Here is a 25329-nt window from a genome sequence, read left to right as displayed (position 1 = left end):
GTACCCCTCCCAAGACTTTTGCCTATCTACTTATACCTATGAGAAGCGGAAGATTTTGTGCAGAAAAAAAGGAAATACGTAGCAAATCACGAATACGTTTAGTATCTGTAAGTCCTGTGTAAAAGTCATATTGACTTTAGTTATATGTCAGAGCACTCGTATAAATTAAAGGAGGGGCTACTATGTTTGATCATCAACAAGATAACAAATCAGCCTCTGAAAAAGGGAGCCGTAGTATGACGAATAATTCCAGCTCAGCACTACATTCAGCATTCGCCCTACCAACAGCACATTATTCTCAGAACCTACCACAAAGACCATACATAGAAGATTTAGGATTTCCCTTCCTTAAAATGGATTGCCAATATAATGTACTTGGCTGGAATCAAGCGTTTATTAAAACGTGTCAACTTGATGAAAGAGAACTTGAAAACGCCTCCTTTCTAGATTTAAGTGAACGCTACCACGTATTAAAACTAGCTAAAGAAGTGATGGCTGTTACAACACTGACAATGAGTGTGGAGGAACAAATATATGAGGACGAAGATACATTAATACGGGTTTGTGTCTTTCCGTATTCGTACTTCAATTGCCAATATATTGTCTTTGAGGACCTTTCATACCAAAAAAAATTCGAACATTTATTAACGTTTCATCATCAGATGGAGGCCGTTTCTCACATTGCGGCAGGAGTCGCACATGAATTACGCAACCCGCTATCTGTAATTAAGGGGTTTCTTCAGTTAGCTAAGTTAACGGACGATTTTCATAAATACTACGATACGATTTTATCTGAATTAAACCGTATGAATTTAATCATTGAGGATTTTTTATCTGTATCAAGAAAAAAAATGACTCGAAGCTGGCAATCTCCTAATCAAATTATTGAATCTCTTGTACAAATTTTAAAGTCTGAGTGTTTGCTGCATGATGTGAATCTTGATCTTCAACTAACAGCAACAAAATACAATGTAACCGTTCATGTGAATGAATCGATGATTAAGCAAGTAATTTTAAATCTTTTACGAAATTCTGTAGAAGCATATGGTTCGTCTAATGTAGATCGACGTTTTATTGTTAAAACAGAAATAGAAGACGACAGGTTTCTTTTAACTCTAAAAGACAATGGAAAAGGGATGCCTGATGAGGTATTAAACCAATTAGGAAAGCCATTTTTCACAACAAAGGAAAAAGGGAATGGAATAGGCATTCCGCTTTGTAAAAAAATTATAGAGGATCACGGTGGGATCTTTACCATAACAAGTGAATACAACGTCGGAACAGAAGTGAACATTTCATTGCCACTTGACGAATATGCAACTGGATAATATGTCCTGTGTAGGAAACAACAAATAGTAGCTGGTCTAAATCGCTTCATGATACACTCATTAGCGCAAAACGCGTTTAAAAACAATAACTTAGGGTATCCACTAGTTGGGTGGAAACGACGTTATTACAAAGGAGTGTTGACGAATGGTACGACGTTTTCTAGTTGGAAGTTTAGTCGCAATCATCATGCTTGCAGGTTATTTCGCAATTGAAGTCAACAGCTTAAAGCAAGCTGTTAAAGATAGACAGAATGAACTAACTCGTCTCGAAATTGAAAAGGATGGGTTAGAGCTTTCGAGTAATACAGAGCTCTCTGAATCAAGTGTACCGAGCTACTCACAGTGGATACAATCAAGTGAATTGGCCGAGCAATTATACAAAGAGAGTGAAGGACGCTTTAAGCGAGAGTGGGGTTTATTTCTTGGTGAGTTAACTCAACAAAAAGGAATGGATCCTTATATTGTGTATGAGCTGCTTAAAGTAGAGACAGGAGGAAGCTTTGATCCGACCGTAGTAGGACCAGAAACGAGGTTTGGTGTAGCTTACGGAATGGGACAGTTTATGACGAACACGGCGCCCTGGATTGCGGACAGAGCAAACCTTGATTACAAACAGGAGTATCTGTTTGAGCCTCTGTATTCAATCCAGTTATCTGTGGAATATTTAGATTATCTATATGAGGAATATGAAGATTGGGACTATGCGTTAACAGCTTATAACCGAGGAATGACTGGTTTAAAGAAGTACGTTGAAAAGAACGGGAACGCGAAAAGCGAATACGCTGTAACGATTCAGCAAGGCGTTATGCAGCATGATGCGATTGCATTTAACCAATAATCGTATGATAAAACGAGAAAACCGGGTGACTCTTGAAGAGGATTCATTCGGTTTTTTTGTTGTTTTACAAGATATCAAGGTCTTTATCACAACGATTATCTAAGAATTAGGCTACTTGGGTGGACAGATAGATAAAAAGCTTTATAATAGGGTAAGTCAATTAAATCGTAATCATTCTTAAAAAATGATTGAATACAAACGAAAAGGGGAGATCGTCTTTGTCCAATCAGACGATTTTAGCGGAATTAAAAAACGTACATTTCTATTATGATCATCGACATGTATTAGAGAACGTGTCACTTAAGCTTGAAAAAGGATCTTTTCTTGGTTTAGTGGGACCGAACGGCTCAGGTAAATCAACCCTCATCCGATTGCTGCTTGGACTCATTAAACCTGTTCAAGGAGAGGTTGAAATCTTTGGAGAGCGTGTGAGCCAATTTCAAAGATGGGATAAGGTCGGTTTCGTTTCACAAAAAGCGAGTAGCTTTAATTCAGGGTTCCCGGCGACTGTGTTTGAAGTCGTATCCATGGGCTTATGTGGAAAACTCGGTCTATTTCGCTTTATGACAAAGAAAGATAAGCTAAAGGTGCATGAAGCGATTGCACAGGTAGGTATGCAGGAGTATACAAAACAAAACATAGGGGAGCTGTCAGGTGGTCAGCAGCAGCGTGTCTTTATCGCAAGAGCGCTAGTAAGTGAGCCTGAGCTTCTGATCCTAGATGAGCCCACTGTTGGGGTAGATGTGGCTAGTGTGCAGACATTTTATGAATTGCTTAAAACATTAAACGAAGAAAAAGGCTTAACTCTTCTATTAATTACACACGATACAGGTGTGATGACTAAGTATGTAACAGAGGTAGCCTGCCTCAATCAGTCCATACATTTTCATAAGCCAATTGACTTTGAAAAAAATCAAGATTTACTACACGTTTATCGAGTAAATGAGGAAGTGCACGTATGATTGAAACATTTTTAAGGTTTGATTTTCTTCAATATGCATTGTATACCGGCATGATGATTGGTTTATTAGCACCAATACTTGGTGTGTTTCTTGTTGTAAGAAGAATGTCCCTGATTGCCGATGCGCTTTCTCATATTACATTGTCAGGCATTGCATTTAGCCTACTGATGGGCAAGTATGTTGGCTTCTTTGCGGGACTGAACCCATTATATATGGGAATGGTTTTCTCTGTAGGAGGGTCACTACTGATTGAACAGCTGCGCCGAGTGTACACATTCTATAAAGAAATTGCCATTCCAATCATTTTATCTGCCGGAATTGGAATTGGTGTTATCTTCATATCGCTTGCCAATGGCTTTAATAATGATTTGTTTAACTATTTATTTGGTAGTGTAATTGCTGTTACGCAGTCAGACTTCATTACAATTAGCATCATTACAGTCGTTATTATTATTGTTCTTGTACTTTTCTATAAAGAATTATTTTTTCTTTCGTTTGATGAGGAACAAGCCGTTATTTCTGGAGTGAATCGAAAGTTAGTAAATATGATATTTGTTGTACTTGTTGCTTTAGTTATTGCAGCAGCCATGAGAGTCGTAGGAATTCTGCTTGTTTCTGCCTTAATGACCTTGCCTGTTGCTAGTGCAATGAGGTTTGCAAAAGGATTTAAGCAGTTGTTTTTCTTCTCAGTTATACTCGGAGAAATAGCTGTGGTAGGTGGGTTAATCGCAGCATTCCAACTTGATTTAGCACCAGGTGGAACCATCGTCATGATTTCTGTTGTATTATTACTTCTATCGATCTTGTTCGGCCGTAACCGCAAAATGAAATGGATGCGAAAGCCAAAGCCAAGTTCAGTAATTGAACAGTAAGTGACGCAAGTGTTGTGAATCGTTTATAATAAGAGGAACAATTTACTCGGGTGACGGAAGGGTGTCAGCAGATGAACGTATCTGATGCATTAGATGTACTAAAAAAAGAAGGTTACAAATATACAGGTAAACGGGAAATGATGATTCAGTTGTTTGCCGACGAAGATCGCTATATTTCAGCTAAAGAAGTGCTGGAGCATATGCAAAAGGATTATCCGGGGTTAAGCTTTGATACCATCTATCGAAATCTTTCACTATTTCAAGAATTAACGATTCTTGAAGAAACAGAGCTTGAGGGAGAGAAGCGATACCGGATTACATGTCAAACACATTCTCATCACCATCACCTTATTTGCTTAACATGTGGGCGTACGGAGCATTTTCATACATGTCCAGTGAGTGAAGAGGCGATCGCTAAGCAATTCCCTGCTTTCCAAGTAGAGGGTCATAAATTTGAAGTGTACGGAACATGTGAATCGTGTTCCATGCAAAAAGCATGAGCAAAGGGCTCATGCTTTTTTTAGTGCGCGTCTCTCGGCATATTCAAGACATTTCTCGCAAACCTTTATGCGTTTACCTTGATCTGAGAGATAGGTTTGCATAAAAGGGGTTTTCTTATGACAGAAATGACAGCCTTTCTTCTTAAACCAACGGAACACGCGTGATCACCTCTTTTTATCTTGAATCCAACTCTCGACCCATTGTTCAGCAGAAAGCCAGTCCTTCACTCGAATGACGCCTTCTGGATCGTCCCCTTGATTGTACGGAGTATTAAGCAAAAGAACCGGGATCCTACAATGAGTGGCAATCTCTACGGCGTTATCATGTTTATCTTCTAAGAAAAGATCAATCTGGTGCTCCGTAATCGACTCAATCTTATTATGCTGGCCAAGAAGTTCAATATGATGGTGAGGAACGCGGTTTGCTTTAAACCATGTACGAGTGACTTCCTCAAGATAGGAGCCTCGAGCTGTTACATAATAAAGCTCAAATGATTGCTGCCATTTCTCTAAAACGTGGCTGGCATGCTCTGCCATTTCAACATTTGCATAGATTGTTGCTTCATTCGTTTTCATCCACACCATAAATTCGTCGCGTGTAATTCCTAGCACGCCTGTTAAATCATAAGACGTTAAATCGTCTAATGTTAAATTTTTTTGAAATGATTGATTTAAAGCTGGCACAAATGCTGCAGGATCTGTAACAGTTCCATCAATATCTAAACCAATTCGAATCGTGTTCAATGTCATCATCCTCTCACGCTTATTGTAGCATCTAATGGAGACGGATTTAAAACAAAGAACAACTTCTATACTAAACGGGTCATCTAAGGTCATTTGGGTACACTAATAAATGCTCTCTGCAGGATAGAGTGGAGGGATTCACATGGCGATTGATAAACACCCAGAGCAAGAACCCGTACGCTTAGTAGATCCTCGGGATCAAACGGTCTTAGATACGGACTTGGATCTTACTGAACATAAAGCAGATTATAAAGAGGAAACAGCGGCAGAGTTTCATGCTGCCGAGCCAATATCCTTTTCAACTGATGATCGTAACTCTGGTGAGCCTGTCGAACAAATGATGAACGGACGAGCAATGGGAATTTTTTCTCTCGTTTTATCCATTCTGTCTTTGTTTATCTTGCCGATTCTATTAGGCGCTGCGGGCATTATTGTTGGCTTTGTAGCGAGGAAAAGTCTTTCAAAATCGATCGGTAATTGGGGGATCGGCATTGGAATTGTGTCCATTCTTACGTCATTGTTTTTCTCAGCGTTTATTTAACTTCAAGTAATCATCTATGCAGAGAGCAAAAAAAGGATCCCGTAGTCTATTCGACTAACGGGACCTTCTTTACATGCTGCTTTCAAGCTCGGCAGCTTTTTGTTTTTTGTAATGCTCCTCAGCAATGATATCAATTTCTTTTTTCAGTTCTTCAACCATTGTTTCCTCAGGAACCTTACGAACGATCTCTCCGTGACGGAATAGGAGACCTTCTCCGCGTGCTCCGGCAATACCAATATCTGCTTCACGAGCTTCACCAGGTCCATTCACCGCACAACCAAGTACAGCGACTTTAATAGGAGCTTTAATAGAAGCAATGTATTCTTCTACTTCATTGGCAATACTAATCAAATCAATCTCAATTCGACCGCATGTCGGGCATGAGATAAGCGTTGCCGCATTTGCTGCCAGACCAAAGGATTTCAGAAGCTCACGAGCAACCTTTACTTCCTCAACAGGGTCTGCGCTTAACGAGATACGAACCGTATTCCCAATTCCCATATTAAGAATGGCACCTAATCCAGCAGCACTTTTAACTGTACCAGCAAAAAGCGTTCCTGACTCTGTGATTCCTAGGTGAAGTGGGTAGTCAAATGCTTTAGCCGCTTTTTCATACGCTTCAATCGCTAAATGTACATCAGATGCCTTCATGGAGACGATAATGTCATGGAAATCAAGATCTTCTAAGATTTTAATGTGATGAAGAGCACTTTCCACCATACCATCTGCTGTTGGGTATCCGTATTTCTCTAGGATTTTACGTTCAAGTGACCCTGCATTAACACCAATACGAATTGGAATACCTTTAGCTTTAGCAGCTTTAACAACCGCTTCAACCTTTTCGCGACGCCCGATATTACCTGGGTTAATGCGAATTTTGTCTGCTCCATTTTCAATGGCTTTTAATGCCAGCTTGTAATCAAAATGAATATCAACAACTAATGGAATAGAAATTTGCGCTTTAATATCTTTAATTGCTTCTGCAGCTTTCATATCAGGACAAGCTACACGAACAATTTGACACCCTGCTTCAGCAAGTCGATTAATCTCAGCAACCGTCGCTTCGACATCATGCGTTTTTGTTGTTGCCATACTTTGAATGACGACTTCATCATTGCCGCCAATCGTTAAATTACCGACCTTAACCGGACGGGTTTTTGTACGATGAGTAATTTCGGTCATTGACCAATCGCTCCTTTATTCAACAAGTAACGTTCACTAGTTGTCTAGTCTCTCATTTAGAGATACGACTTCATTTTATCAATGACCTCCTCGATTTGGCAAGGAAATTCACTCTTTCTTATAAATTGGGAACAAATACGTCTCACCTGTTTGAATCATATCAGGTTCAAGTGATTGGTTTAAGGATTTAAAGTCGTCTATGATCTGCGCAATACTTACAGGAATAGGGCCTTCGTTTAAATGTTCTACCACGGACAAAACGGTATGACCCGGTTCAACAATGACTTCTTGAGAAGCTAGTGTAGGAGAGGAATCTACAGGTGCTTCAACCTTTTTAGGGGGAGCGGATTGATTTAGTTGTTTAACCGATTGATCTGGAAGTGATCCAGTACGAAGATCTGAAACAATCCCTGCTAAAACTAGGATAAGAGCAACACAAATAAACAAGCGCTTCATAGCTTGTCCTCCTCGCGGAAATCTAGATAGTAAGAGTGTATGCGAGAGTAAGCGAGTTTATGACTATTTTTTTTGAAGGAGAGAATTAGATGAACATGCAAGAGGGCTTGACGAAAATAGGACTAGCCACCTTTACGATGATTATGGTCATTGGAAACGGACTCTTTATCCCAATTATGCCAGCAATTCAAGATGATCTATTATTAACTTCTAACCAAACAAGCCTGTTACTAAGTGTTTTCTCGTACGCAGGAGCATTGATGATTCTTTTAAGCGGGTGGCTCTCAGGGAGATATGGAAGGCGATTCGTTTTAATTGTAAGCTTGTCTGGATTGATTCTTGGCTGTGTTCTTGCATCTTTAGCAGGATTTACAACGGATTCTACCCAAGCTTATTACGTAATCCTGTTAGGGAGGATCCTGCAAGGGATCGGAGCGGGGGCAACAGCTCCGATGGGTATGATTCTAGCTTCTGAACGGTACCCAAAAGAACTGCAGGCGAAGGTGTTTAGCTTCTTGGAGATCGTGAACGGGTTAAGTAAAACGGCAGGCCCAATCCTTGGTGGCTTAATCGTACTATACCACTGGCAAGCGGGATTTGTTTGGTACCTTGCAATCGCACTTGTTGCTCTTGCTGCTACATTCAGTTTGCTAGGAAGCGAGGGTATGCCTGTTCAAAGCCGAACAAATGAAAAGCTTTTTAGATACTTCCGAGTGTTTCTTCCAGTGTTGTCTATTGGCTTTTTAGTGATGTTCTTTTTATATGGACTCCTTTTTGTCATTTCAACGCTTGTTGAAGATTCGTTTACTCGCTCCATGTTCATTTCTTTGCCACTTGCTATTCTAGTACTGATGTCCTATCTTTATGGCAGGTTGTCATTGCAGTCTTTTAAACAAATACAATGTGTATTAAAGGCTGGCATACTTGTCCTTTTTATAGCAACTGTTATTGTAAGCTTCTTTTACATACATGTCTCGCTTCTACTTGTTAGTGCTTGTATTGTTGGAGCGGTGTCTGGTGTGATGCTGCCGGCTTCAACAAGTGCCCTCGTTTATCTTATACCGGAACCAATCAGAGAAAAGGCAATCTCATGGCTATCGATGATCCGCTTTATCGGGGTGGCGAGTGGCCCCATTTTGTTCTCAGCTTGGATGGAAAATTGGACGACCTATCGATTTATTTTTATCTATGTGACAGCGATTATTGGGTTACTTGTGTTTAGTTTATGGAAAGAAAAGGGTGTAATTAAGATAGGAATGAGTTAAAATTAGGTCTAAAGTAACTTTTCATTTATTCGTAAAAAAGGTTACCTAATGTGAAGGGTATTAGAAAAATAGAGGATACCTTACTAAGCAATGTGGTTTTACAACCATAAAAGGGGTCGTTAAAAATTGATAAATACACTTAAAAAATCTATGGTCATTACGTTTATTTTTCTCTTGTTCATTCCAACGATTGCAAAAGCAGATGCAGTCCCAGGTGATGTCATTGTAACACTCGGAGCCGATCTGTCTCCAGCACAGAGAGAAGACCTACTGAAAGAGATGGATGTCACGGATCAGGTTGAAACGTTAGAAGTAACAAATGAAGAGGAACATGTTTATTTAGGAGATTATATTAGTAAGACAAACATCGGAAGTCGAGCATTGTCTTCTTCAAAAATTACAATGACACAGTCTGGTGAAGGCATTAATGTAGAAACAAATAATATTACATGGGTATCAGATAAAATGTATGCGAATGCACTTGTAACAGCTGGAGTTGAGGATGCCGATATCTACGTTACGGCTCCATTTGAAGTGTCAGGGACGGCCGGATTAACTGGTTTAATTAAAGCGTATGAGGTTGCCGCAGGAGTAGATATACCCGAAGAACAGAAGCAAGTGGCAAATGAAGAAATGGTTCGGACAGCAGAATTAAGCGAATCAATCGGTGTTGATGAAGCGACAGAATTAATTAACCGGATTAAAGAGGAGATAGGAGATACACCTGTTGAATCTGAAGAAGACTTACGAGCATTAATTCAACGAATTGCGAACGAACTTGGAATTACTCTATCTGAAGAAGAAATGAATGGACTAGTTTCACTGTTTATGCGAATGAAGGATCTAGATATAAACTGGGATCAAGTACAAGATCAAATTTCAAAGGTTCGTGATAACTTAGGTGAATTTTTAAATAAAGATGAAACACAATCCTTTCTAAGCAGCTTTTTAGATTTTATCAATCAGATAATTGAATCGATTAAAGGTTGGTTTAAATAAGTTTAAGAGAGAAGGAATTTCTTTATTCCTTCTCTCACTTTGTTTTGTGAAATGACACCGTTTTAATTTAAAAAAAGTGAAACCGAGTGGTATGATTATACGTATAGATTATTGTAGAAAGGGGAGATGACGACATGGATTGGCTTGATAGCGCAAGTATCGGCTTTATCGTGATCTTTTTAGGGACATTATTTTTATTCGGTGAATTACTCGTTAAAGCGCGTGGATTATTCGCCTTGCTTGGAGTAGGACTAACGGCTGCCTATTTCTTATATCATCTAACTGGAGATGCAGGATTTTGGATTGTTATTCTTTACTTAATTGGAATCGCACTGATTATCTTGGACGGGAAGCTCTTTTCAGATGGGACGGTTGGATTAATTGGTGTAATCCTAATGGTAGTTGGGCTAGCAATTCCCGCACCAAACTTAGTTTACGGAATTTTAGTAGGGATGGCCTTTATCCTAGGCGCACTTAGCTCATTATTCTTCTTAAAGGTTTTTACACGAAGACAAATGTGGGCAAAGCTTACTTTTAAAGATCGATTAACAAGCGATCGAGGCTACAATTCCATTAATGAAGGCTACAAAGATTTAGTTGGAAAGAAAGGTAAGGCATTAAGTTCACTTAGACCAACGGGTACGATCGTAATAGAAGGCCAGCCATATAGTGCTACAAGTGGAGGTCAATGGATTGAACAAGAAAAAGAAATTGAAGTGTTATCAGTTGATGGAACAAGGATTTTAGTGGCAAAAGTTGAAGGATTACAAGCAACGAAAGAAGAGTAGAAAAACGTTAAACCGTTTTTCTACTCTTCTTTTTTTGTGGAAGTCGAACAACTAAATAACCATATAAAGCAATGACAAGTCCAACCCAAAGTAAGAGCGGAATAAAGTCAGCAATAACAATTGCCCATGCAAAAAGAATGACTGGAAGGGTTATCGTATGGGCTGCTATTTTCCATAAATGCACATATGTAATGGAAGGGTTTTTCCATTGTAGGAATCGACCCACAAATGCAAGAACTGAAACGCCTAAAAAGGCAAGTCCAATCATCACAGTTAAAATAATGATTGAAATAATCACCAGCAAAATAGGTAAAAAGGATTTACTGTCGGACAATTGATCAAGAATATCCGTTTTTGTAAATACACCATCTCCAAGTAATGTATAAGGGAGGGACTGATTTACATTCGCCGTGTGGAACACAACAGATTGTTTTTGCAATAAAATCACTTGGGAATTTAAACGATCAACTGTAAATTCATCGGATGGATCAATGATCAGTTGATGTGATGGATCAAGGTTCACTATATAAGGGCTCGATTCAACAGAAGTGTGAAGGACTCCTTCACGTATGGTGAAATCAATCTCTTCCTCTACCAACGTATGTTCAATGTGTGTAATTCCTGACCAAATGGAGACACTTAAAACAAGACAATAAGGAATAAGAGCAATGAAAATCGTGAAGCAAACATGTCCTAATATATGGATTGTTTGACGAAAACGAGAAGCGAGAATGGATTGCCGATGGTATAAGCTCTTTAGAAACCAATTAAAAAAACGCATAAAGCCTCTCCTGTATGATTTTTATTTTCATGATAGCGGAAGCGGATTCATTCAGCAATAGCAACACACAACGTTCACAAAAAAACGCTTGTGAAATAGATAACTTGTTCTCATTTGTAAATTGTGGTTTACATTTAATTAATAAATGTTTAATAATAGACACGTATGTGCGTGATTCATGTCGAATAAACGTATTTTTGTAGATGAAGGGATGAGATTGTGTGGATGTTCAATCGCTTGTATTTACGTTTCTTGGAGGCATAGGAATCTTTCTATTTGCTGTAAAGTTTATGGGGGATGGCCTTCAAAAAGCAGCCGGCGACCGTTTGAGGGATATGTTAGACAAATTTACAACAAATCCTTTTATGGGTGTTTTAACAGGTATTATAGTTACAGCACTTATTCAAAGCAGTACAGGTACTACAGTTCTCACAATTGGACTTGTTAATGCTGGGTTTATGACGCTCAGACAAGCAATTGGAGTTATTATGGGAGCTAATATTGGTACAACAACAACTGCATTTATTATTAGTATTAATCTGTCTCAGTATGCTCTTCCCGTGATTGCATTAGGGGCGTTTCTACTTTTCTTTTTTAAATCTCCGAAAGTTACTAATATAGGACAAGTAATATTTGGTTTAGGAGCTCTTTTTTACGGATTGAAATTAATGGGGCAAGGACTTGCGCCTCTAAGTGATCTTCCTGCCTTTACAGAATGGACTGTCACATTAAGTAATAATCCTTTATTGGGTGTTCTCATCGGAACTGTGTTAACTGTGTTAATTCAAAGTTCTTCTGCTGCCATTGGAATAATTCAGCAGCTTTATGCTCAAGGGGCTATTGATTTACAAGCAGCACTTCCAGTTTTATTTGGAGATAATATTGGAACAACAATTACGGCTGTTATTTCTGCAATAGGTGCTACTGTGGCAGCAAGACGAGCAGCTTTAACTCATGTTATGTTTAACTTAATTGGTACAACAATTGTGTTATTGATTCTACCCGTATTCACAAGATTTATTGAGTTTCTAGCAGTACAATTCAATCTAAACCCAATGACTCAGATTGCCACTGCTCACGGGGTATTTAACGTGACTAATATGCTGATTCTATTTCCGTGTATTGGAATTTTAGCTTGGATTGTAACTAAGCTGATCCCAGGAGAGGATGCTACAGTTGAATTCACATCTAAGCACCTTGATGCGAGGTTTATTGGTAGTTCTCCGTCGATTGCACTTGGACAGGCTCAACAAGAAGTTCTAAGAATGGCTGAGTATTCATACGAAGGACTAGTTAATGCAGCTAATTATCTTGCAACAGGTGATAAGAAATCAGCAGAAAAGACAGTACAGTACGAGCAAGCAATTAATAATTTGGACAAAGAAATAACAAACTATTTAATACAAGTCTCATCACAATCTCTGTCTGACTTAGATTCCAAAAAGCATTCAACCCTTTTAGACTCCATACGTGACATTGAGCGCATTGGTGATCATATGGAAAATATCGTAGAGTTGAAGGACTATCAGAAATCAAATAAGGTTTCTATGTCCGAAACGGCATTATCGGATTTAAATGAGATGTTTGAATTAACAAAAGAAACATTAGAAGCAGCAATCTCTGCACTTGAACATCATGACGTTGTTAAAGCGAAAGGTGTACTTGAGAAGGAAGAACTAATAGATAAAATGGAACGTAGGTTAAGAAAGCAACATATTGCTCGTATGAACGACGGAAGCTGTTCCGGTGGTTCTGGTGTGGTATTTGTTGATATAGTGAGTAACTTAGAACGTATTGGTGATCACAGTGTGAACATTGCGGAAGCTGTAATAGGAGAATATTAATTTCAATCTGTGCTGGGAGAGAATTCTTATCGAATTCTTATCTCGGCACTTTTCTTTTTAATTATCTCACGTATGTGCTTGTCCACCAAAAACGCATGTGGTAAAGTATTTCTTGCAGGTTTTATTACTCCGAAAAAATAAATAAACTTTTTTTCGTGAAAAGTATTGCGCACTTTAAAATATCGTGATAAGATAGTTCTTGTCTTGAGGGACACAATGTTCCACAGTAGCTCAGTGGTAGAGCAATCGGCTGTTAACCGATCGGTCGTAGGTTCGAGTCCTACCTGTGGAGCCATAATATGGCGGTGTAGCTCAGCTGGCTAGAGCGTACGGTTCATACCCGTGAGGTCGGGGGTTCGATCCCCTCCGCCGCTACCATAATTACATAAGTTGGATTTGATGACTGACATGGCGGTTGTGGCGAAGTGGTTAACGCACCGGATTGTGATTCCGGCATTCGTGGGTTCAATTCCCATCAGCCGCCCCATCTTGGACCCTTAGCTCAGTTGGTTAGAGCACTCGGCTCATAACCGATCGGTCGTAGGTTCGAGTCCTACAGGGTCCACTCTTATCCGCACTTATCTTACAATCTGGAGGAATACCCAAGTCTGGCTGAAGGGATCGGTCTTGAAAACCGACAGGCGGGTCAAACCGCGCGGGGGTTCGAATCCCTCTTCCTCCTTCCAAAAAAGAAAAACTCTGAACGCTTTGTCGTTCAGAGTTTTTTTGTGCGTAGGAAAAGGAGTATTTAGAACAAACCCTCCAACACAAAGAACTCTGAGAAAGGTGTTAAAGGGGATGGGAATTTATCCAAGAACCCCAGCTGTGCCTAGAGGGTGGGGAGGAATACCAAGACCAAGGAGCCCCTCAACCAAGCTAAAATCAATTTTGACCAAGAAACAAGAAGCCTTAACAAGAAAAACGAGCCTTGCACCAAGCCGAGAGCAGGTTCCACCAAGAAACAGGTGCTGATAACAAGGAGAAAGTGATGTGCACCAAGCCCGTAACCTCCAAACTAAGAACAAATCCGCTCTCACTAAGAACCTTGATAGTGGCATCAAGAGGAATAGGCACTCAACCAAGAACCCCAGCTGTGCCTAGAGGATGGGGAGGAATACCAAGAACAAAGAGCTCCCAACCAAGCTAAAATCAATTTTGACCAAGGAACAAGAAGCCTTAGCAAGAAAAACGAGCCGCGTACCAAGCCGAGAGCACATCCCACTAAGAAACAGGTGCTGATAACAAGAAGAAAGCGCCTTGCACCAAGCCCGTTACCTTCAAACCAAGAACAAACCCTCCCACACCAAGAACCTTCAGAGTAGAATCAAGAAGAACAGGGACGTAACCAAGAAACTCCAGTACTAATAACAAAAACGCAGCACGATTCATTCCTCATCCTATGCAACGCAACAATGCCTACCGAAATAATTCAAATGAATTCCACGTTTAGTCCTTCGATACATGTGGAAACTATATGATTAGAACCGTTTTGAGGCAGAGTCGTTTCATTTGCATATATCATTTTTATTTGATAACTTAAAATGGAAGACTTAAGAAACATTTTTGTTTCAAAAGTTCTGAAACTAGGTACTCATTCAAGGAGGAGAATTAACATGGCATACGAATTACCACAATTACCTTACGCAGCAAACGCACTTGAACCTCACATCGATGAGCAAACAATGAACATTCACCATGACAAGCATCATAATACTTATGTAACAAAGCTAAACGCAGCTCTTGAAGGTCATTCTGATCTTGCAAGCAAATCAGTGGACGAGCTAATCAGCGATCTTGACGCTCTTCCTGAATCTGTTCGTACAGCAGTACGTAACAACGGTGGCGGACACGCTAACCACACATTCTTCTGGGAGCTTCTAACTCCAGGTGGAAGCACTGCTCCAACTGGCGAGCTTGCTGACAAAATTACTGGAGAATTTGGTAGCTTTGACAAGTTCAAAGAGGAATTTGCTAATGCAGCAGCTAATCGTTTTGGATCTGGCTGGGCTTGGTTAATTGTTGACGGTGGGAAACTTGCAATTACAAGCACACCAAACCAAGATACTCCTGTAATGGAAGGTAAAACTCCTGTTATCGGATTAGATGTGTGGGAGCACGCATACTACTTAAATTATCAAAATCGTCGTCCTGACTACATCAACGCTTTCTGGAATGTAGTAAACTGGGATGTTGCAGCTAAGAATTACGAAGCAGCAAAATAAGGTATATTTTAAACCATCGCACAATTGTTGTGCGGTGGTTTTTTTATTGCAATTGAAACTTCCTGCATAACCCGAACCGAGAGTGACAAACTATCTCGGAGGGGGGTGACTTCATGCAGAGAAAAACCCTGAATCGCTTTATTGGTCAAATTGATCTTACACGGGACCTCGTCATGCTTCTAGTTATTGGAGGATTGTATGCGTTAAGCATTGCACTCTCAAACACATTTGTGAATGTATACCTCTGGAAGCAGTCAGGTGAATTTCTCCATTTAGCTTTATATAATTTAGCGGCTGTGATTTGTCAGCCTATCGCTTTTTACTTAGCAGGTCGATTATCCAAGAAAATAGACCGAGTGTACGTACTGAGAATTGGTGTGGCTGTTTTGTCACTCTTTTATTTCTCTGTTCTCTTTATTGGAGGAGGATCTATTCCGGCGATTCTCCTTCTTGGGGCACTTGTGGGATTTGGACTCGGCTGTTATTGGCTTGCATTTAATGTGTTAACATTCGAAGTGACTGAGCCAGAAACACGAGATTTCTTCAACGGGTTTCTAGGATTACTCACTTCGTTTGCTGGAATGGTTGGACCGCTTTCTGCGGGTGTGATTATTACAGCAATGAACAAAACAACAGGCTATCACGTGATTTTTAGCATCTCCTTATTTATTTTCATTGTCGCTGTGTTCTTAAGTATGTCATTAAAAAAACGTCATGCGACGGGTCAATTTAATGTTAGGCGTGTTTTGAAAGAAAAGAAAAATAATCATGCATGGGGCCGAATTCTTTACGCGCATTTCTTTCAAGGGTTAAGGGAAGGAACATTTGTATTTGTTATTGTCGTGTGGGTGTACACCGTAACCAGTAGTGAGTTGGCTCTTGGTACGTACGGTTTAGTCACATCAGCAACTCAGTTGATCGTATATTATGCTGCAGGACGACTGATTAAAGAAAAGTTGAGAAAAAAAGCAATTCTCCTCGGTGGATTGCTGTTATATGGAGCGATCTTTTTAATTCTGTTTAACGTAACATTCCCAAAGTTAATCACGTATGGGATCCTGATCTCAATCGCTTATCCAATCTTGCTTGTTCCATATGTATCCCTAACATATGATGTGATTGGAAAAGCGTGGAAAGCTGCAGAGTTGCGTGTAGAATACATGGTTGTTCGTGAGCTTTACTTAAACTTTGGTAGGATCGTTTCGGTCCTTGCCTTTATTGCAGCCATCTCCTTTTTCCCAGAAGCAAAATCGATTCCGATCCTTTTATTAGTATTAGGTGCAGGGCATTCATGTATCTACTGGTTTGTTCGGACAATTTCATTTTCAAATCAACCAGTAAAGCCAGCACCTGGGCTTACCCCACAAACAGAAGAAGAAGGGGGCACAGGTGGATCGAATGCTTAAGGAAGAACTTCCTTTAACACCAAGACTGAATATGTTATAATTAATCTATTCACCTGCCATGTCCGTGAGCTTCATTTTTGTTTTGAACCTTAATCAAGAAAAGGGAGCCTTAAATCGACCTTTGGACAGTATGCCATTTATTGGACACTGGAAAAAGCTCTGCGGGCACCCACCTGCGAAACGTAGGTTCTTGAACGATGGGAGCAACGGCATTACGTGGGGAATTTCTTAAAAATGTGACTAACTTGTGAATGCAGACACCCTAACTAAGGTGTCTATTGGTGTGTGTATACATAGAAATTTGTTTCTAAAAGGAGAGGTACGATGGGGAAAAAGAATAAAAAGCGTAAACATGTTCCAGTTCGGTTAAACGTTCTGTTTATCATTGTCTTTCTACTATTCTCAGCCTTAATTCTTCGTCTGGGAGTTGTTCAAATTGTCCAAGGGGAAGAGTATGAAAAGGAACTAACACAAACAGCTAATCAAACTGCACGTATTGATGCACCACGTGGTGTGATGTATGACAGATTTGGCCATACCGTTGTTGATAACGAGATGGAGCTATCTGTTACCTACACAAACCCAAGCGAACAATCTTCAACAAAGAAAACAGAAGAAATGCTCCGGATTGCAAATGAATTAGTTAAAATGATTGATGTCGATACAGAAAAGATTACAGAACGAGATAAAAAAGATTATTGGTACGAAACCACACCCGCTGAAGAAAGAAAAGAATTACTTAAGAATGTTGAAGGCGATCTAAGTGGGGCGGAAGAATACCAAGCAATTATTGATCAAATTACAGATGAACAAATTAATTATAGTGATGACGAATTGAAGGTCATCGCGATCTACCGCGAAATGACCCGAGGCTATGCAGGATCACCTCAACGCATCAAGCGTGCAATTACTGAAGAAGAGGCACATAAAGTGTCTGAGCATTTAGATAAGCTTCCAGGAGTGGATATTCTTCGTGATTCGCGTCGTAGTTATACCTATGGAGATACATTTAGAAGTATTCTTGGAAATACAAGTACGATTCCGGCTGAAAGTATTGATGCATATTTAGCAAAGGGCTACGACCGTTCCGATTTAATTGGCAGAAGCTTTTTAGAAGCACAATATGAAGATGTTTTGAGAGGCCAAAAAGCAGAAATTAATCGAAGTTCTACCCGTAACGGTTCTCATACAGAAAACACTGTGGACGAGAAGCCGGGAAGTCGTGGAAATGATTTAGTCTTAACCATTGATATGGAAATGCAACAAAAGCTTGGAGAGACACTTGAAACAGCAGTTAAATCGAATTTTGGTGCGTATTTAAAGGAAAGGCAAGCATACGCTGTAATGATGAATCCACAAACAGGCGAAATTATTTCAATGGCTGGTTATAATGATGATCCAGCAAGACCTAAAGCAGGTAAGGTTAATGATGCAGGTGTATTGAACAATCAATTTGAAATGGGGTCATCAGTAAAGGCTGCTTCTGTACTTACTGGATTTCAAACAGGAGTGATGACACCTAACACAGTTATTCAAGATAAAACATTGGAGTTACCAGGTGGAGGTACTAAAAGCTCCGTGGGTAAAGCGATGGGGCCAGTCAATTATTTATCAGCACTTGAAAGATCTTCAAACGTTTATATGTTTTATATTGCAATGAGAATGGCAAATTATGAATACGCTCCTAGAAAATCGTTCAGTAATCTAAATGATATAAATAATGCCTTTGATGAGGCAAGATATCATTTTAGCCAATTTGGGCTGGGCGTAAATCCAGGAATTGATTTACCAAGTGTTGCCACTGGATATGAAGGTGGCTATGGTGATCCTGGTGTTTTACTAGACTTATTTATTGGACAGTATGACACATACACGCCACTTCAAATGGTGCAATACATTTCAACTATTGCTAATGATGGTGCACGTATGAGACCGCATCTAGTGTCAGAAATTCGTGAACCATCCACAAATGGTGAAGAGGGAAATGTAGTCACGCAAGTTTCACCAGAGGTGTTAAATCAAGTTGATATGAGCAAAGAAGATATACAACTCGTTAAGAATGGTTTAAAACGCGTAGTATATGGTGAAAGAGGCACTGCAGCCAGAATGAGACAAGGAAGAGATGGCGTTGAAAAGGTTAACTTTAACTCAGAATTCCCTGACATGGCTGCAAAAACTGGAACAGCACAGGTAAGCATTTATTCAACAAACGACGGAAATAACCAAACTCTTGTTGGCTATATGCCTGCTGACGACCCACAGGTTGCATTTACTGTTGTAGTTCCAGGAGTATCTAAAACGTATAAGACGAATGTTGCTCAGCAGATCGGTTCAAAAATGCTCAATGCATACATCGACATCAACGAAAACCGAGAAGGACCAGAAGACGTAGACACAGTCCTAGAAGATGTAGACACAGATCCAGAATTAGAATAATAGATTAAATGATTCTTAAGAAGCAGACTCCGCGTCTGCTTCTTTTTTCTATCTTTTCCCTGGAGTTAATAACTTTTATGATTTTTATCGGCGTAAATTGTATTAACAATGTGAAATCGGTTACAGTGATACAAAGATTAAATAAAGCGCTTCCATTAAAGTGCAGCTGAGAATGAGAGTAGGAGGGTTTTATATGTTAACTGTAATCGGACTTTTAATTATTATAACGATTGTTGGTTTATTGATGTGGGGAAAAATAAGTCCCGTAGTAGGAATGGTTCTGATTCCAATTATCGGGGCATTTGCAGCTGGTTTTGGACCTGCCGATATTTCGGCATTCTTTGAATCTGGTATTAATTCCGTAATGAATGTTGTCATTATGTTCATTTTTGCCATTTTATTTTTTGGGATTATGCAGGATACGGGTGTATTTAATCCACTTATTTCAGGTCTAATCAAAGTTTCAAAAGGGAATGTTGTGACGGTTGCGGCTTGTACAGCTATTGTTGGTGCTGTGGCCCACTTAGATGGTGCGGGTGCGACGACATTTTTATTCACTATTCCTGCATTGCTTCCTCTATACAAAAAGCTACACATGAGTCGTTATTTATTGCTATTAATTATTGCAACAAGTGCATCTGTAATGAATATGGTGCCTTGGGCTGGTCCGACTGGTCGAGTCGCGTCGGTAATAGGGGGGCAAGCCTCCGATGTCTGGAGACCATTAATCCCTATACAAATTATTGGTTTAGTAATGATTATTCTTTTAGCCATTTTTCTTGGTTTCCGAGAGAAACGTCGAATTGCACGAAAATTTGCGAATGGTGAAATAAAAGAATCGCATTCAAGTGATCTGGCTCTGCAAGAACAAGCTGCTAGTGTAGAGGAAAGCAGTGAAGCATCGTTACTTCGCCCAAAATTAATATTTGTTAATATAGCCATTATGGTACTAACTGTCTTTGCATTGCTTGAGGCGACATGGGAGCCACCACTCATTTTTATGGTCGCTTTAGGTGTAACTCTTTTAATTAACTATCCGAATGTAAAAACACAAATGGAACGAATTAAAGCTCATTCACCTAGTGCGCTTTCCATGGCTTCTGTTATTCTTGCTGCTGGCGTATTCTTAGGTGTCATCAGGGAGTCTGGAATGCTTGAGGCGATCGCTTTATCGTTAATTGATGTCTTACCATCAGCGGTCATTCCGAATTTGCATATTATTATCGGTTTACTTGGTGTACCGTTAGATCTATTAACAAGTACAGATGCTTATTATTTCGCTCTTCTGCCAATTGCTCAAGAGATTACTTCACAATTTGGAGTGTCTGCAGCTTCGACGGCATACGCCATGCTGATTGGTAATGTCATTGGTACTTTTGTTAGTCCTTTTTCACCAGCACTTTGGTTAGGAATTGGGCTCGCTGGTGCAGAAATGGGTAAGCACATCCGGTATTCTTTTTTATGGATGTGGGGTTTTAGTATCGTTCTAGTTTTAGTAGCTGTGGCAATAGGGGTTATTTAATATAAAAAAAGCTAGCGAAGTCATTTCGCTAGCTTTTTTTAGAAAGATAGAGGGATATATAGAACGATGACGAATAATAAGGTATGGTACCGAATTACGTAATAAGATCAAAGATTTCAGCAGTAGACATACCACTTGTAATTTCGTACGCTCCTGGTTTTAAGAAACCTGCTAGGTTTTGTTGCTCAGCTTGTCTGACAAATTCTTGCTTATCGTCAATAATGTTGCCGCGAACGAGTTCATCTGCAACATTAAAGCTTGTCATTCCGTTACGAATAATCAACAGGAATACTTCTTCCGTTTCCTGCTCAGGTTCTTCTTCTTGTTCTTCCTCTTCGGATTCAGGTTCTTCTTCGGATTCCTCTTCCTCTCTGGCAGCATATTCTGCTTCTACCTCAAGTCGAGTCGTATCAATCACCGTATTCACTTCGTTTTCCCATTCCTCTGAGTTTCGAACCAAATATCCTTGTTCTTCTAGTTGTTCAATCATTTCATCATCAGTAAGTAAGGATTCAGCTTGTGCTTCTGCATCCGTTTCATTGGAGGTGTTCGTAAAATAAACCGCTCCACACGCTACGGAGGCTACAATTAAGCCAATTGAGAAACTTCTTAACGAATTAGCCATGGGTATACACCCTCTTACCTTCTTCAGGGCGGTCTAAGAAGGGAGCAAGAACTTGATCAACTTCCATTGCATTTAAACCAGTTTCAGATGCGATTCCTTCTGTTGAATAGCCTCTTTTATGCAAATCAAGAACATCCCTCATAATTTGAACCTGCGTTTCTGAGCGAGTAGCAAGAGGGGTATGCTGCGCTACAATCTCTGCATCTAGTTCTAATGTACGAATTTGCTTTTTTAACTGGTAGATTTCCTGCATGAACGAAATTGACATGTTCTCAATTTGCTGTTCATACTTCGAGTTTCTCTCTTTTCGAAAAAATGAAAGTAGTATAAGTAACACCGCTACGCCAAGTAGGATCGCTAGTGTCCATTCCATTGTCATCAAACAAATGCCTCCTTAATTAAATTGATCGTTTTTTATTATACATGTGTTTTCGAGACATTTCGATCGAATCAACGATTTTTTTAAGGAAAAGAGTGATATTTAGTTGAAATGTCACATATTCATGATGCAAATGAAGGTGTTCTTAAAAGTCATTTACTTTTTTTGTAGACCTAGCTTTACTTACAAGACTTAAGACAAATTAAGACAATTTACCCTTCTTGTACCGAATCCACGCAGGCGATATGATTTAGGAACTACCAATTAAAAAGGTTCGGTTCTTAACGAGAAGGGGGATGGATCGCTTGTCTGGTCAATTCAAACGCTCAGTGTCTTTTTCATTACAATCAACTAGCAAACCCTTCCTATTTAAGCGCAAAGGGACTAACGATTCCTCAAAGAGCAAACCGCTTTTATGGGTTCACTCGGATCAAGCTTTTTTATTAGTACAAAGTCCAACAAGTGTTGTAATGAATTGGGTGATTCAAAAGGAAACAAGAGATATAGTAGCTCTTCATTTTAATGAATCTTGGAGACGACTCCATAAGAAAATCCGATTACATGATGTAACGAAACTTATCTTTTTAAATGGATATTCGAATCGATTTATTGAAATTAAAGTGCCGGAGATGACCGATAACTGGCATTTTCACCAGTTAGACTCGGGGTGCTCCTATTTAGCGGAATTTGGAGTGGGACAAGACGATGAGCAGTTTCTGCCTCTGTTTCGAACCAACACAATTAATACACCCATATTGAGCAAAAACGAGCCAAGCCCACTTGAGTGGAAGCAAGTAAACCTCGGAACTGACCAATGGCAGGATCAATTTAGCGCCTATACAATCTACGAGTAATAAAGAGAGGAGAGCTGCAATGACTAAAGGGTATTATTCACTTATTCTTCATGCCCATTTGCCTTATGTTAGGCATGAAGAGGATCATCGTTTAGAGCAAAATTGGCTATTCGAAGCTATAACTGAATCTTATATTCCACTTATCCATTCAATTGACCAAGCAGGTCATGCTCATGCTGTTACGCTCTCACTCTCGCCACCACTTATGGAGATGCTAGCAGATCCATTATTGCAAAAACGATATCTAAGCTATTTAAAGAATGTAGAGAGATTATTAAAGAAGGAAACTCGTTTTCAGAAGCAGCATCAGGTTCCAGATGACTTATTAGTGTTTTACAAACGTAGATATTCACTTATTCGCGACTTTCTTAAAAAATGGAATGGACAATTACTTAAAGCTTTTAAAGATCTTCACTTCAGAGGACTGATTACATGTATAACATCCTCTGCAACACATACATTCCTTCCATACTTATTAACAGAGGAAGGGGTAAGACTACAGATTCAAGAAGGAATACGTTGTTTTGAAAAGCACTTTCAATTCCGACCTAAAGGATTTTGGGTTCCTGAATGTGCCTTTAATGATCGAGTGGACAAGGTGCTAGCAGAAGAAGGAATTCTATATACGTTTGTTGACGAGCATGCATTAACAGAAGCAAGCCCTCGTCCAGAGAAGGGGAGTGGCGCACCTGTTTTAAGTAAGCAAGGTGTTGCACTCTTTCCAAGGCATACAAGCCTCTCTGCGCAAGTATGGAGCTCCACAGATGGCTATCCAGGGGATGAATGGTACAGAGAGTTCTACAGAGACATTGCTTATGAGCGAGAGTGGTCATACATAAAGCCTCATATGCACCCTGAGGGAATTCGTTTTGATACAGGTCTTAAATTTAGTCGAGTGACCGGTCATGGTGAGACGAAGGCATTCTATTCTCCTAAGACGGCTGATGAGCGAGTGATTGCTCATGCTAACCATTTTATTGAGAAAGTTGCAGAGCAGACTGAGCTTAATAGGGCACAGTGTTTCCCTCCGTATCTTATGCTCACACCATTTGATGCTGAATTATTTGGACATTGGTGGTTTGAAGGGCCGACATGGATTGAGAGTTTAATTAAGCAATCGCATCATCTTATAGAATGGATCACACCGGAGCTTTATTTAGAAGCACATGTAAGAGACTTGGAGACCGTAGATGTCCCATTTACAACCTGGGGAAGAGACGGTTATGGCAGTGTTTGGATCAACGAGAAGAATTCTTGGGTTTATCCGATTTTTCATAAGATGGAAGAGACGTTATGTACGTTAATAGGTCAATATAATGAAGAGGAAGCCACAGATCATGAAAAACGAGTGCTTAACCAGCTTATTCGTGATTGGATGTTAGCGACAAGTAGTGATTGGGCATTCATTATGGACGGAGACACGGCTACTGAGTATGCCATCTCACGTGTAAGGGAGCACGAGAAGCGTTTTAATCAACTTCTTACAGCGTTTTTAAGTGGGACAGTGACGCCAGCTGACATCGTTCGGTATGAAAAAGCCTATCCGTTTCTCATGAATCTAAAAGGAGAGGCCTTTTTAACACAAACGTTTGTAGGTAACCAAGTGGAATTCAAAAAGGCAAATCAACCAGCAGTATTACTTTTAACGTGGGAGTATCCACCAATTACCGCCGGAGGCTTATCGATTCATGTATCAAACCTCGCGGGTGCTTTAACAAAAAAAGATGTGATCGTACACGTGGTAACAAGCTATGTAGGTGGCTTACCTACGTATGAAAAAGTAGAAGGCGTACATGTTCACCGAGTTCAAAGTCTACAGCCACATGCTCCAAGTTTTCATGATTGGATAGGCGGGTTAAACTTTGCCATGGTAAAAGCCGGGGAAGCATTAGCCAAAGAGCATAAGATTGATTTGATTCATGCCCATGATTGGTTAGTCAGTGTGGCGGCTATTGGTTTAAAACAAAAATTACAGATACCAATGATTGCAACCATTCATGCAACAGAGCAAGGACGAATGAAAGGAAATTTGAATCAACGCCAAAGCTTAATTAAAGCTAAAGAAGAGCGACTAATGCATGAAGCCAAGCGAGTCATTGTATGTAGTGAATCAATGAAACAGGAACTACATTCACAATACCGGATTGCAAAGTCTAAGTTGTTTGTTATTCCAAACGCGTCCAGGTTCACTGGAAAACGAGAACGCAACACATTTAATCAGGCAGTCACTCTTTTTAGCTTCGGCAGATTTGTTCCAGAGAAAGGATTTCAGCATTTATTAGAAGCGGTCCAACTGTTGAGAAACGATGGATTGAACATAAAATTGCAGTTGGCGGGGGAAGGCCCTTTCTATGATCGACTCCTTCAAATAACTGAGTCGCTTAAGCTTACAAAGTATGTTTCGTTTACAGGATTTCTAGGGGCATCTGATTGTTTAGTGAAGCTTGAAGGGTCAGACATTGTGGTGGTTCCAAGTTTGTACGAGCCATTTGGACTGTCAGCACTTGAAGCAATGAGTATAGGAAAGCCTGTTGTCGCCTCAAATGTTGGTGGTTTAAAGGAATTAATTACGCATGAAAAGAACGGCTTACTATTTGAACCTGGTAATGTGAAAGAATTAGCAAAACAGTTGCGGATATTGATTAATGAACCGTTAGAAAGAGCTAGATTAGCCGGGCAGGCTGCCCAGAGTGCAGAAGTGTATACGTGGCAACGAACAGCAGATTGCACACTTGAACAAATAAATGAAGTGGTGAATGAGCGAGTCATTACTACTACCTAAAAA

General features: G+C 39.8%; 24 protein-coding genes, 5 tRNA genes and 1 other RNA gene. 23 read left to right on the top strand and 7 right to left on the bottom strand.

The features are described 5' to 3' along the window. The first annotated feature begins 182 nt into the window (after nt 1–182). From ACQKKO_RS10395 to ACQKKO_RS10370, 6 genes are all read left to right on the top strand, one after another. Nucleotides 183–1328, top strand: a complete 1146-nt coding sequence (locus tag ACQKKO_RS10395; protein WP_498646859.1) for a two-component system sensor histidine kinase NtrB — start codon at nt 183–185, stop codon at nt 1326–1328. 145 nt (nt 1329–1473) lie between these two features. Continuing rightward, the gene (locus ACQKKO_RS10390; RefSeq protein ID WP_498646857.1) at nt 1474–2166 is read left to right on the top strand and encodes a lytic transglycosylase domain-containing protein; all 693 of its coding nucleotides are present in this window, start codon (nt 1474–1476) and stop codon (nt 2164–2166) included. Continuing rightward, the gene (locus tag ACQKKO_RS10385; protein WP_498646934.1) at nt 2141–2269 is read left to right on the top strand and encodes a hypothetical protein; all 129 of its coding nucleotides are present in this window, start codon (nt 2141–2143) and stop codon (nt 2267–2269) included. The genes ACQKKO_RS10390 and ACQKKO_RS10385 overlap by 26 nt, the downstream gene beginning before the upstream one ends. Before the next feature lie 115 nt (nt 2270–2384). Beyond that, nucleotides 2385–3128, top strand: a complete 744-nt coding sequence (locus ACQKKO_RS10380; RefSeq protein WP_498646854.1) for a metal ABC transporter ATP-binding protein — start codon at nt 2385–2387, stop codon at nt 3126–3128. Further along, nucleotides 3125–4000, top strand: a complete 876-nt coding sequence (locus ACQKKO_RS10375; RefSeq protein WP_498646852.1) for a metal ABC transporter permease — start codon at nt 3125–3127, stop codon at nt 3998–4000. The genes ACQKKO_RS10380 and ACQKKO_RS10375 overlap by 4 nt, the downstream gene beginning before the upstream one ends. A gap of 71 nt (nt 4001–4071) precedes the next feature. Then, complete coding sequence (locus ACQKKO_RS10370) at nt 4072–4500, top strand: Fur family transcriptional regulator (RefSeq protein WP_479823724.1); 429 nt, start codon at nt 4072–4074, stop codon at nt 4498–4500. A gap of 165 nt (nt 4501–4665) precedes the next feature. Here the strand turns inward: ACQKKO_RS10370 and ACQKKO_RS10365 are convergent, their stop codons facing one another. Continuing rightward, nucleotides 4666–5244 (bottom strand): 5' nucleotidase, NT5C type, encoded by a 579-nt coding sequence (locus ACQKKO_RS10365; protein WP_498646850.1) that lies wholly within the window; start codon nt 5242–5244, stop codon nt 4666–4668. Nucleotides 5245–5386: 142 nt separating this feature from the next. Between ACQKKO_RS10365 and ACQKKO_RS10360 the strand changes: the two genes are divergently transcribed. Beyond that, nucleotides 5387–5785, top strand: coding sequence for a hypothetical protein (locus ACQKKO_RS10360; protein ID WP_498646848.1), 399 nt, complete (start codon nt 5387–5389; stop codon nt 5783–5785). 69 nt (nt 5786–5854) lie between these two features. On the opposite strand, the gene ispG is transcribed toward ACQKKO_RS10360, so the two are convergent. Together ispG and yqfZ are read right to left on the bottom strand one after the other, a co-directional pair. Continuing rightward, nucleotides 5855–6967, bottom strand: coding sequence for a flavodoxin-dependent (E)-4-hydroxy-3-methylbut-2-enyl-diphosphate synthase (gene ispG / locus ACQKKO_RS10355; protein WP_498646846.1), 1113 nt, complete (start codon nt 6965–6967; stop codon nt 5855–5857). A 108-nt stretch (nt 6968–7075) separates the two neighbouring features. Continuing rightward, nucleotides 7076–7423, bottom strand: coding sequence for a protein YqfZ (gene yqfZ, locus ACQKKO_RS10350; protein ID WP_498646845.1), 348 nt, complete (start codon nt 7421–7423; stop codon nt 7076–7078). A gap of 89 nt (nt 7424–7512) precedes the next feature. Between yqfZ and ACQKKO_RS10345 the strand changes: the two genes are divergently transcribed. From ACQKKO_RS10345 to ACQKKO_RS10335, 3 genes are all read left to right on the top strand, one after another. Then, nucleotides 7513–8688 carry an MFS transporter gene (locus ACQKKO_RS10345; RefSeq protein ID WP_498646844.1) on the top strand — a complete coding sequence of 392 codons (1176 nt, stop codon included), beginning with the start codon at nt 7513–7515 and terminating at the stop codon, nt 8686–8688. A 150-nt stretch (nt 8689–8838) separates the two neighbouring features. Next, nucleotides 8839–9687, top strand: coding sequence for a DUF1002 domain-containing protein (locus tag ACQKKO_RS10340; RefSeq protein ID WP_498646927.1), 849 nt, complete (start codon nt 8839–8841; stop codon nt 9685–9687). A gap of 134 nt (nt 9688–9821) precedes the next feature. Continuing rightward, the gene (locus ACQKKO_RS10335) at nt 9822–10475 is read left to right on the top strand and encodes an NfeD family protein (RefSeq protein WP_498646842.1); all 654 of its coding nucleotides are present in this window, start codon (nt 9822–9824) and stop codon (nt 10473–10475) included. A gap of 7 nt (nt 10476–10482) precedes the next feature. Here ACQKKO_RS10335 and ACQKKO_RS10330 read toward each other — a convergent pair whose 3' ends face one another. Then, nucleotides 10483–11256 (bottom strand): DUF1189 family protein, encoded by a 774-nt coding sequence (locus ACQKKO_RS10330; protein WP_498646840.1) that lies wholly within the window; start codon nt 11254–11256, stop codon nt 10483–10485. A 221-nt stretch (nt 11257–11477) separates the two neighbouring features. On the opposite strand from ACQKKO_RS10330, the gene ACQKKO_RS10325 reads away from it, so the two are divergent. The 6 genes from ACQKKO_RS10325 to ACQKKO_RS10300 all read left to right on the top strand — a co-directional run bounded on the left by ACQKKO_RS10325 (nt 11478) and on the right by ACQKKO_RS10300 (nt 13782). Further along, on the top strand, nt 11478–13100 hold the full coding sequence (locus ACQKKO_RS10325; RefSeq protein ID WP_498646838.1) for a Na/Pi cotransporter family protein: 1623 nt from the start codon (nt 11478–11480) through the stop codon (nt 13098–13100). Between the two features lie 220 nt (nt 13101–13320). Further along, nucleotides 13321–13395, top strand: a tRNA-Asn gene (locus ACQKKO_RS10320). Nucleotides 13396–13401: 6 nt separating this feature from the next. Further along, nucleotides 13402–13478 (top strand) — tRNA-Met (locus ACQKKO_RS10315). Nucleotides 13479–13511: 33 nt separating this feature from the next. After that, nucleotides 13512–13587: transfer RNA gene (locus ACQKKO_RS10310), tRNA-His, on the top strand. Nucleotides 13588–13591: 4 nt separating this feature from the next. After that, nucleotides 13592–13665: transfer RNA gene (locus tag ACQKKO_RS10305), tRNA-Ile, on the top strand. 27 nt (nt 13666–13692) lie between these two features. After that, nucleotides 13693–13782, top strand: a tRNA-Ser gene (locus ACQKKO_RS10300). A 539-nt stretch (nt 13783–14321) separates the two neighbouring features. Here the strand turns inward: ACQKKO_RS10300 and ACQKKO_RS10295 are convergent. Then, nucleotides 14322–14489: a hypothetical protein gene (locus ACQKKO_RS10295; protein ID WP_498646837.1), complete on the bottom strand. Its 168-nt coding sequence runs from the start codon at nt 14487–14489 to the stop codon at nt 14322–14324. Between the two features lie 224 nt (nt 14490–14713). Between ACQKKO_RS10295 and ACQKKO_RS10290 the strand changes: the two genes are divergently transcribed. The 5 genes from ACQKKO_RS10290 to ACQKKO_RS10270 all read left to right on the top strand — a co-directional run bounded on the left by ACQKKO_RS10290 (nt 14714) and on the right by ACQKKO_RS10270 (nt 20686). Next, entirely contained in the window at nt 14714–15322 is a 609-nt protein-coding gene (locus tag ACQKKO_RS10290; protein ID WP_498646835.1) for a superoxide dismutase, read from the top strand. 113 nt (nt 15323–15435) lie between these two features. Then, a complete protein-coding gene (locus ACQKKO_RS10285) occupies nt 15436–16728 on the top strand; it encodes an MFS transporter (RefSeq protein WP_498646833.1) in 1293 nt (430 codons plus the stop codon). Between the two features lie 47 nt (nt 16729–16775). After that, nucleotides 16776–16955: non-coding RNA, 6S RNA (ssrS, locus tag ACQKKO_RS10280), on the top strand. Between the two features lie 97 nt (nt 16956–17052). Beyond that, on the top strand, nt 17053–19164 hold the full coding sequence (locus tag ACQKKO_RS10275) for a peptidoglycan D,D-transpeptidase FtsI family protein (protein WP_498646830.1): 2112 nt from the start codon (nt 17053–17055) through the stop codon (nt 19162–19164). 193 nt (nt 19165–19357) lie between these two features. Next, nucleotides 19358–20686: a CitMHS family transporter gene (locus ACQKKO_RS10270; RefSeq protein ID WP_498646829.1), complete on the top strand. Its 1329-nt coding sequence runs from the start codon at nt 19358–19360 to the stop codon at nt 20684–20686. 94 nt (nt 20687–20780) lie between these two features. Here the strand turns inward: ACQKKO_RS10270 and ACQKKO_RS10265 are convergent, their stop codons facing one another. Both ACQKKO_RS10265 and ACQKKO_RS10260 read right to left on the bottom strand, forming a co-directional pair. Then, entirely contained in the window at nt 20781–21311 is a 531-nt protein-coding gene (locus ACQKKO_RS10265; RefSeq protein ID WP_498646828.1) for a hypothetical protein, read from the bottom strand. Continuing rightward, nucleotides 21304–21690: a hypothetical protein gene (locus ACQKKO_RS10260; RefSeq protein WP_498646925.1), complete on the bottom strand. Its 387-nt coding sequence runs from the start codon at nt 21688–21690 to the stop codon at nt 21304–21306. The genes ACQKKO_RS10265 and ACQKKO_RS10260 overlap by 8 nt, the downstream gene beginning before the upstream one ends. A 305-nt stretch (nt 21691–21995) precedes the next feature. Between ACQKKO_RS10260 and ACQKKO_RS10255 the strand changes: the two genes are divergently transcribed. Then, nucleotides 21996–22544: a DUF4912 domain-containing protein gene (locus ACQKKO_RS10255; RefSeq protein ID WP_498646826.1), complete on the top strand. Its 549-nt coding sequence runs from the start codon at nt 21996–21998 to the stop codon at nt 22542–22544. 19 nt (nt 22545–22563) lie between these two features. Continuing rightward, nucleotides 22564–25326 carry a 1,4-alpha-glucan branching protein domain-containing protein gene (locus ACQKKO_RS10250; protein ID WP_498646824.1) on the top strand — a complete coding sequence of 921 codons (2763 nt, stop codon included), beginning with the start codon at nt 22564–22566 and terminating at the stop codon, nt 25324–25326. The last annotated feature ends 3 nt before the right edge of the window (nt 25327–25329 follow it).

This window comes from Alkalihalobacillus sp. NPDC127517 (genome assembly GCF_050276055.1).
GTDB lineage: Bacteria > Bacillota > Bacilli > Bacillales > Bacillaceae_D > Alkalicoccobacillus.
The sequence above is the reverse complement of the archived record's forward strand: the minus strand, read 5'-3'. Positions and strand labels throughout refer to the sequence as shown.

What these genes read in the sequence shown, in the direction of transcription:
- ACQKKO_RS10395 (WP_498646859.1), top strand. Translation starts at nt 183, where the DNA reads ATGTTTGATCATCAACAAGATAACAAATCAGCCTCTGAAAAAGGGAGC.
- ACQKKO_RS10390 (WP_498646857.1), top strand. Translation starts at nt 1,474, where the DNA reads ATGGTACGACGTTTTCTAGTTGGAAGTTTAGTCGCAATCATCATGCTT.
- ACQKKO_RS10385 (WP_498646934.1), top strand. Translation starts at nt 2,141, where the DNA reads ATGATGCGATTGCATTTAACCAATAATCGTATGATAAAACGAGAAAAC.
- ACQKKO_RS10375 (WP_498646852.1), top strand. Translation starts at nt 3,125, where the DNA reads ATGATTGAAACATTTTTAAGGTTTGATTTTCTTCAATATGCATTGTAT.
- ACQKKO_RS10370 (WP_479823724.1), top strand. Translation starts at nt 4,072, where the DNA reads ATGAACGTATCTGATGCATTAGATGTACTAAAAAAAGAAGGTTACAAA.
- ACQKKO_RS10360 (WP_498646848.1), top strand. Translation starts at nt 5,387, where the DNA reads ATGGCGATTGATAAACACCCAGAGCAAGAACCCGTACGCTTAGTAGAT.
- ispG (WP_498646846.1), bottom strand. Translation starts at nt 6,967, where the DNA reads ATGACCGAAATTACTCATCGTACAAAAACCCGTCCGGTTAAGGTCGGT.
- yqfZ (WP_498646845.1), bottom strand. Translation starts at nt 7,423, where the DNA reads ATGAAGCGCTTGTTTATTTGTGTTGCTCTTATCCTAGTTTTAGCAGGG.
- ACQKKO_RS10345 (WP_498646844.1), top strand. Translation starts at nt 7,513, where the DNA reads ATGAACATGCAAGAGGGCTTGACGAAAATAGGACTAGCCACCTTTACG.
- ACQKKO_RS10340 (WP_498646927.1), top strand. Translation starts at nt 8,839, where the DNA reads ATGGTCATTACGTTTATTTTTCTCTTGTTCATTCCAACGATTGCAAAA.
- ACQKKO_RS10335 (WP_498646842.1), top strand. Translation starts at nt 9,822, where the DNA reads ATGGATTGGCTTGATAGCGCAAGTATCGGCTTTATCGTGATCTTTTTA.
- ACQKKO_RS10330 (WP_498646840.1), bottom strand. Translation starts at nt 11,256, where the DNA reads ATGCGTTTTTTTAATTGGTTTCTAAAGAGCTTATACCATCGGCAATCC.
- ACQKKO_RS10295 (WP_498646837.1), bottom strand. Translation starts at nt 14,489, where the DNA reads ATGAATCGTGCTGCGTTTTTGTTATTAGTACTGGAGTTTCTTGGTTAC.
- ACQKKO_RS10290 (WP_498646835.1), top strand. Translation starts at nt 14,714, where the DNA reads ATGGCATACGAATTACCACAATTACCTTACGCAGCAAACGCACTTGAA.
- ACQKKO_RS10285 (WP_498646833.1), top strand. Translation starts at nt 15,436, where the DNA reads ATGCAGAGAAAAACCCTGAATCGCTTTATTGGTCAAATTGATCTTACA.
- ACQKKO_RS10275 (WP_498646830.1), top strand. Translation starts at nt 17,053, where the DNA reads ATGGGGAAAAAGAATAAAAAGCGTAAACATGTTCCAGTTCGGTTAAAC.
- ACQKKO_RS10270 (WP_498646829.1), top strand. Translation starts at nt 19,358, where the DNA reads ATGTTAACTGTAATCGGACTTTTAATTATTATAACGATTGTTGGTTTA.
- ACQKKO_RS10265 (WP_498646828.1), bottom strand. Translation starts at nt 21,311, where the DNA reads ATGGCTAATTCGTTAAGAAGTTTCTCAATTGGCTTAATTGTAGCCTCC.
- ACQKKO_RS10260 (WP_498646925.1), bottom strand. Translation starts at nt 21,690, where the DNA reads ATGACAATGGAATGGACACTAGCGATCCTACTTGGCGTAGCGGTGTTA.
- ACQKKO_RS10250 (WP_498646824.1), top strand. Translation starts at nt 22,564, where the DNA reads ATGACTAAAGGGTATTATTCACTTATTCTTCATGCCCATTTGCCTTAT.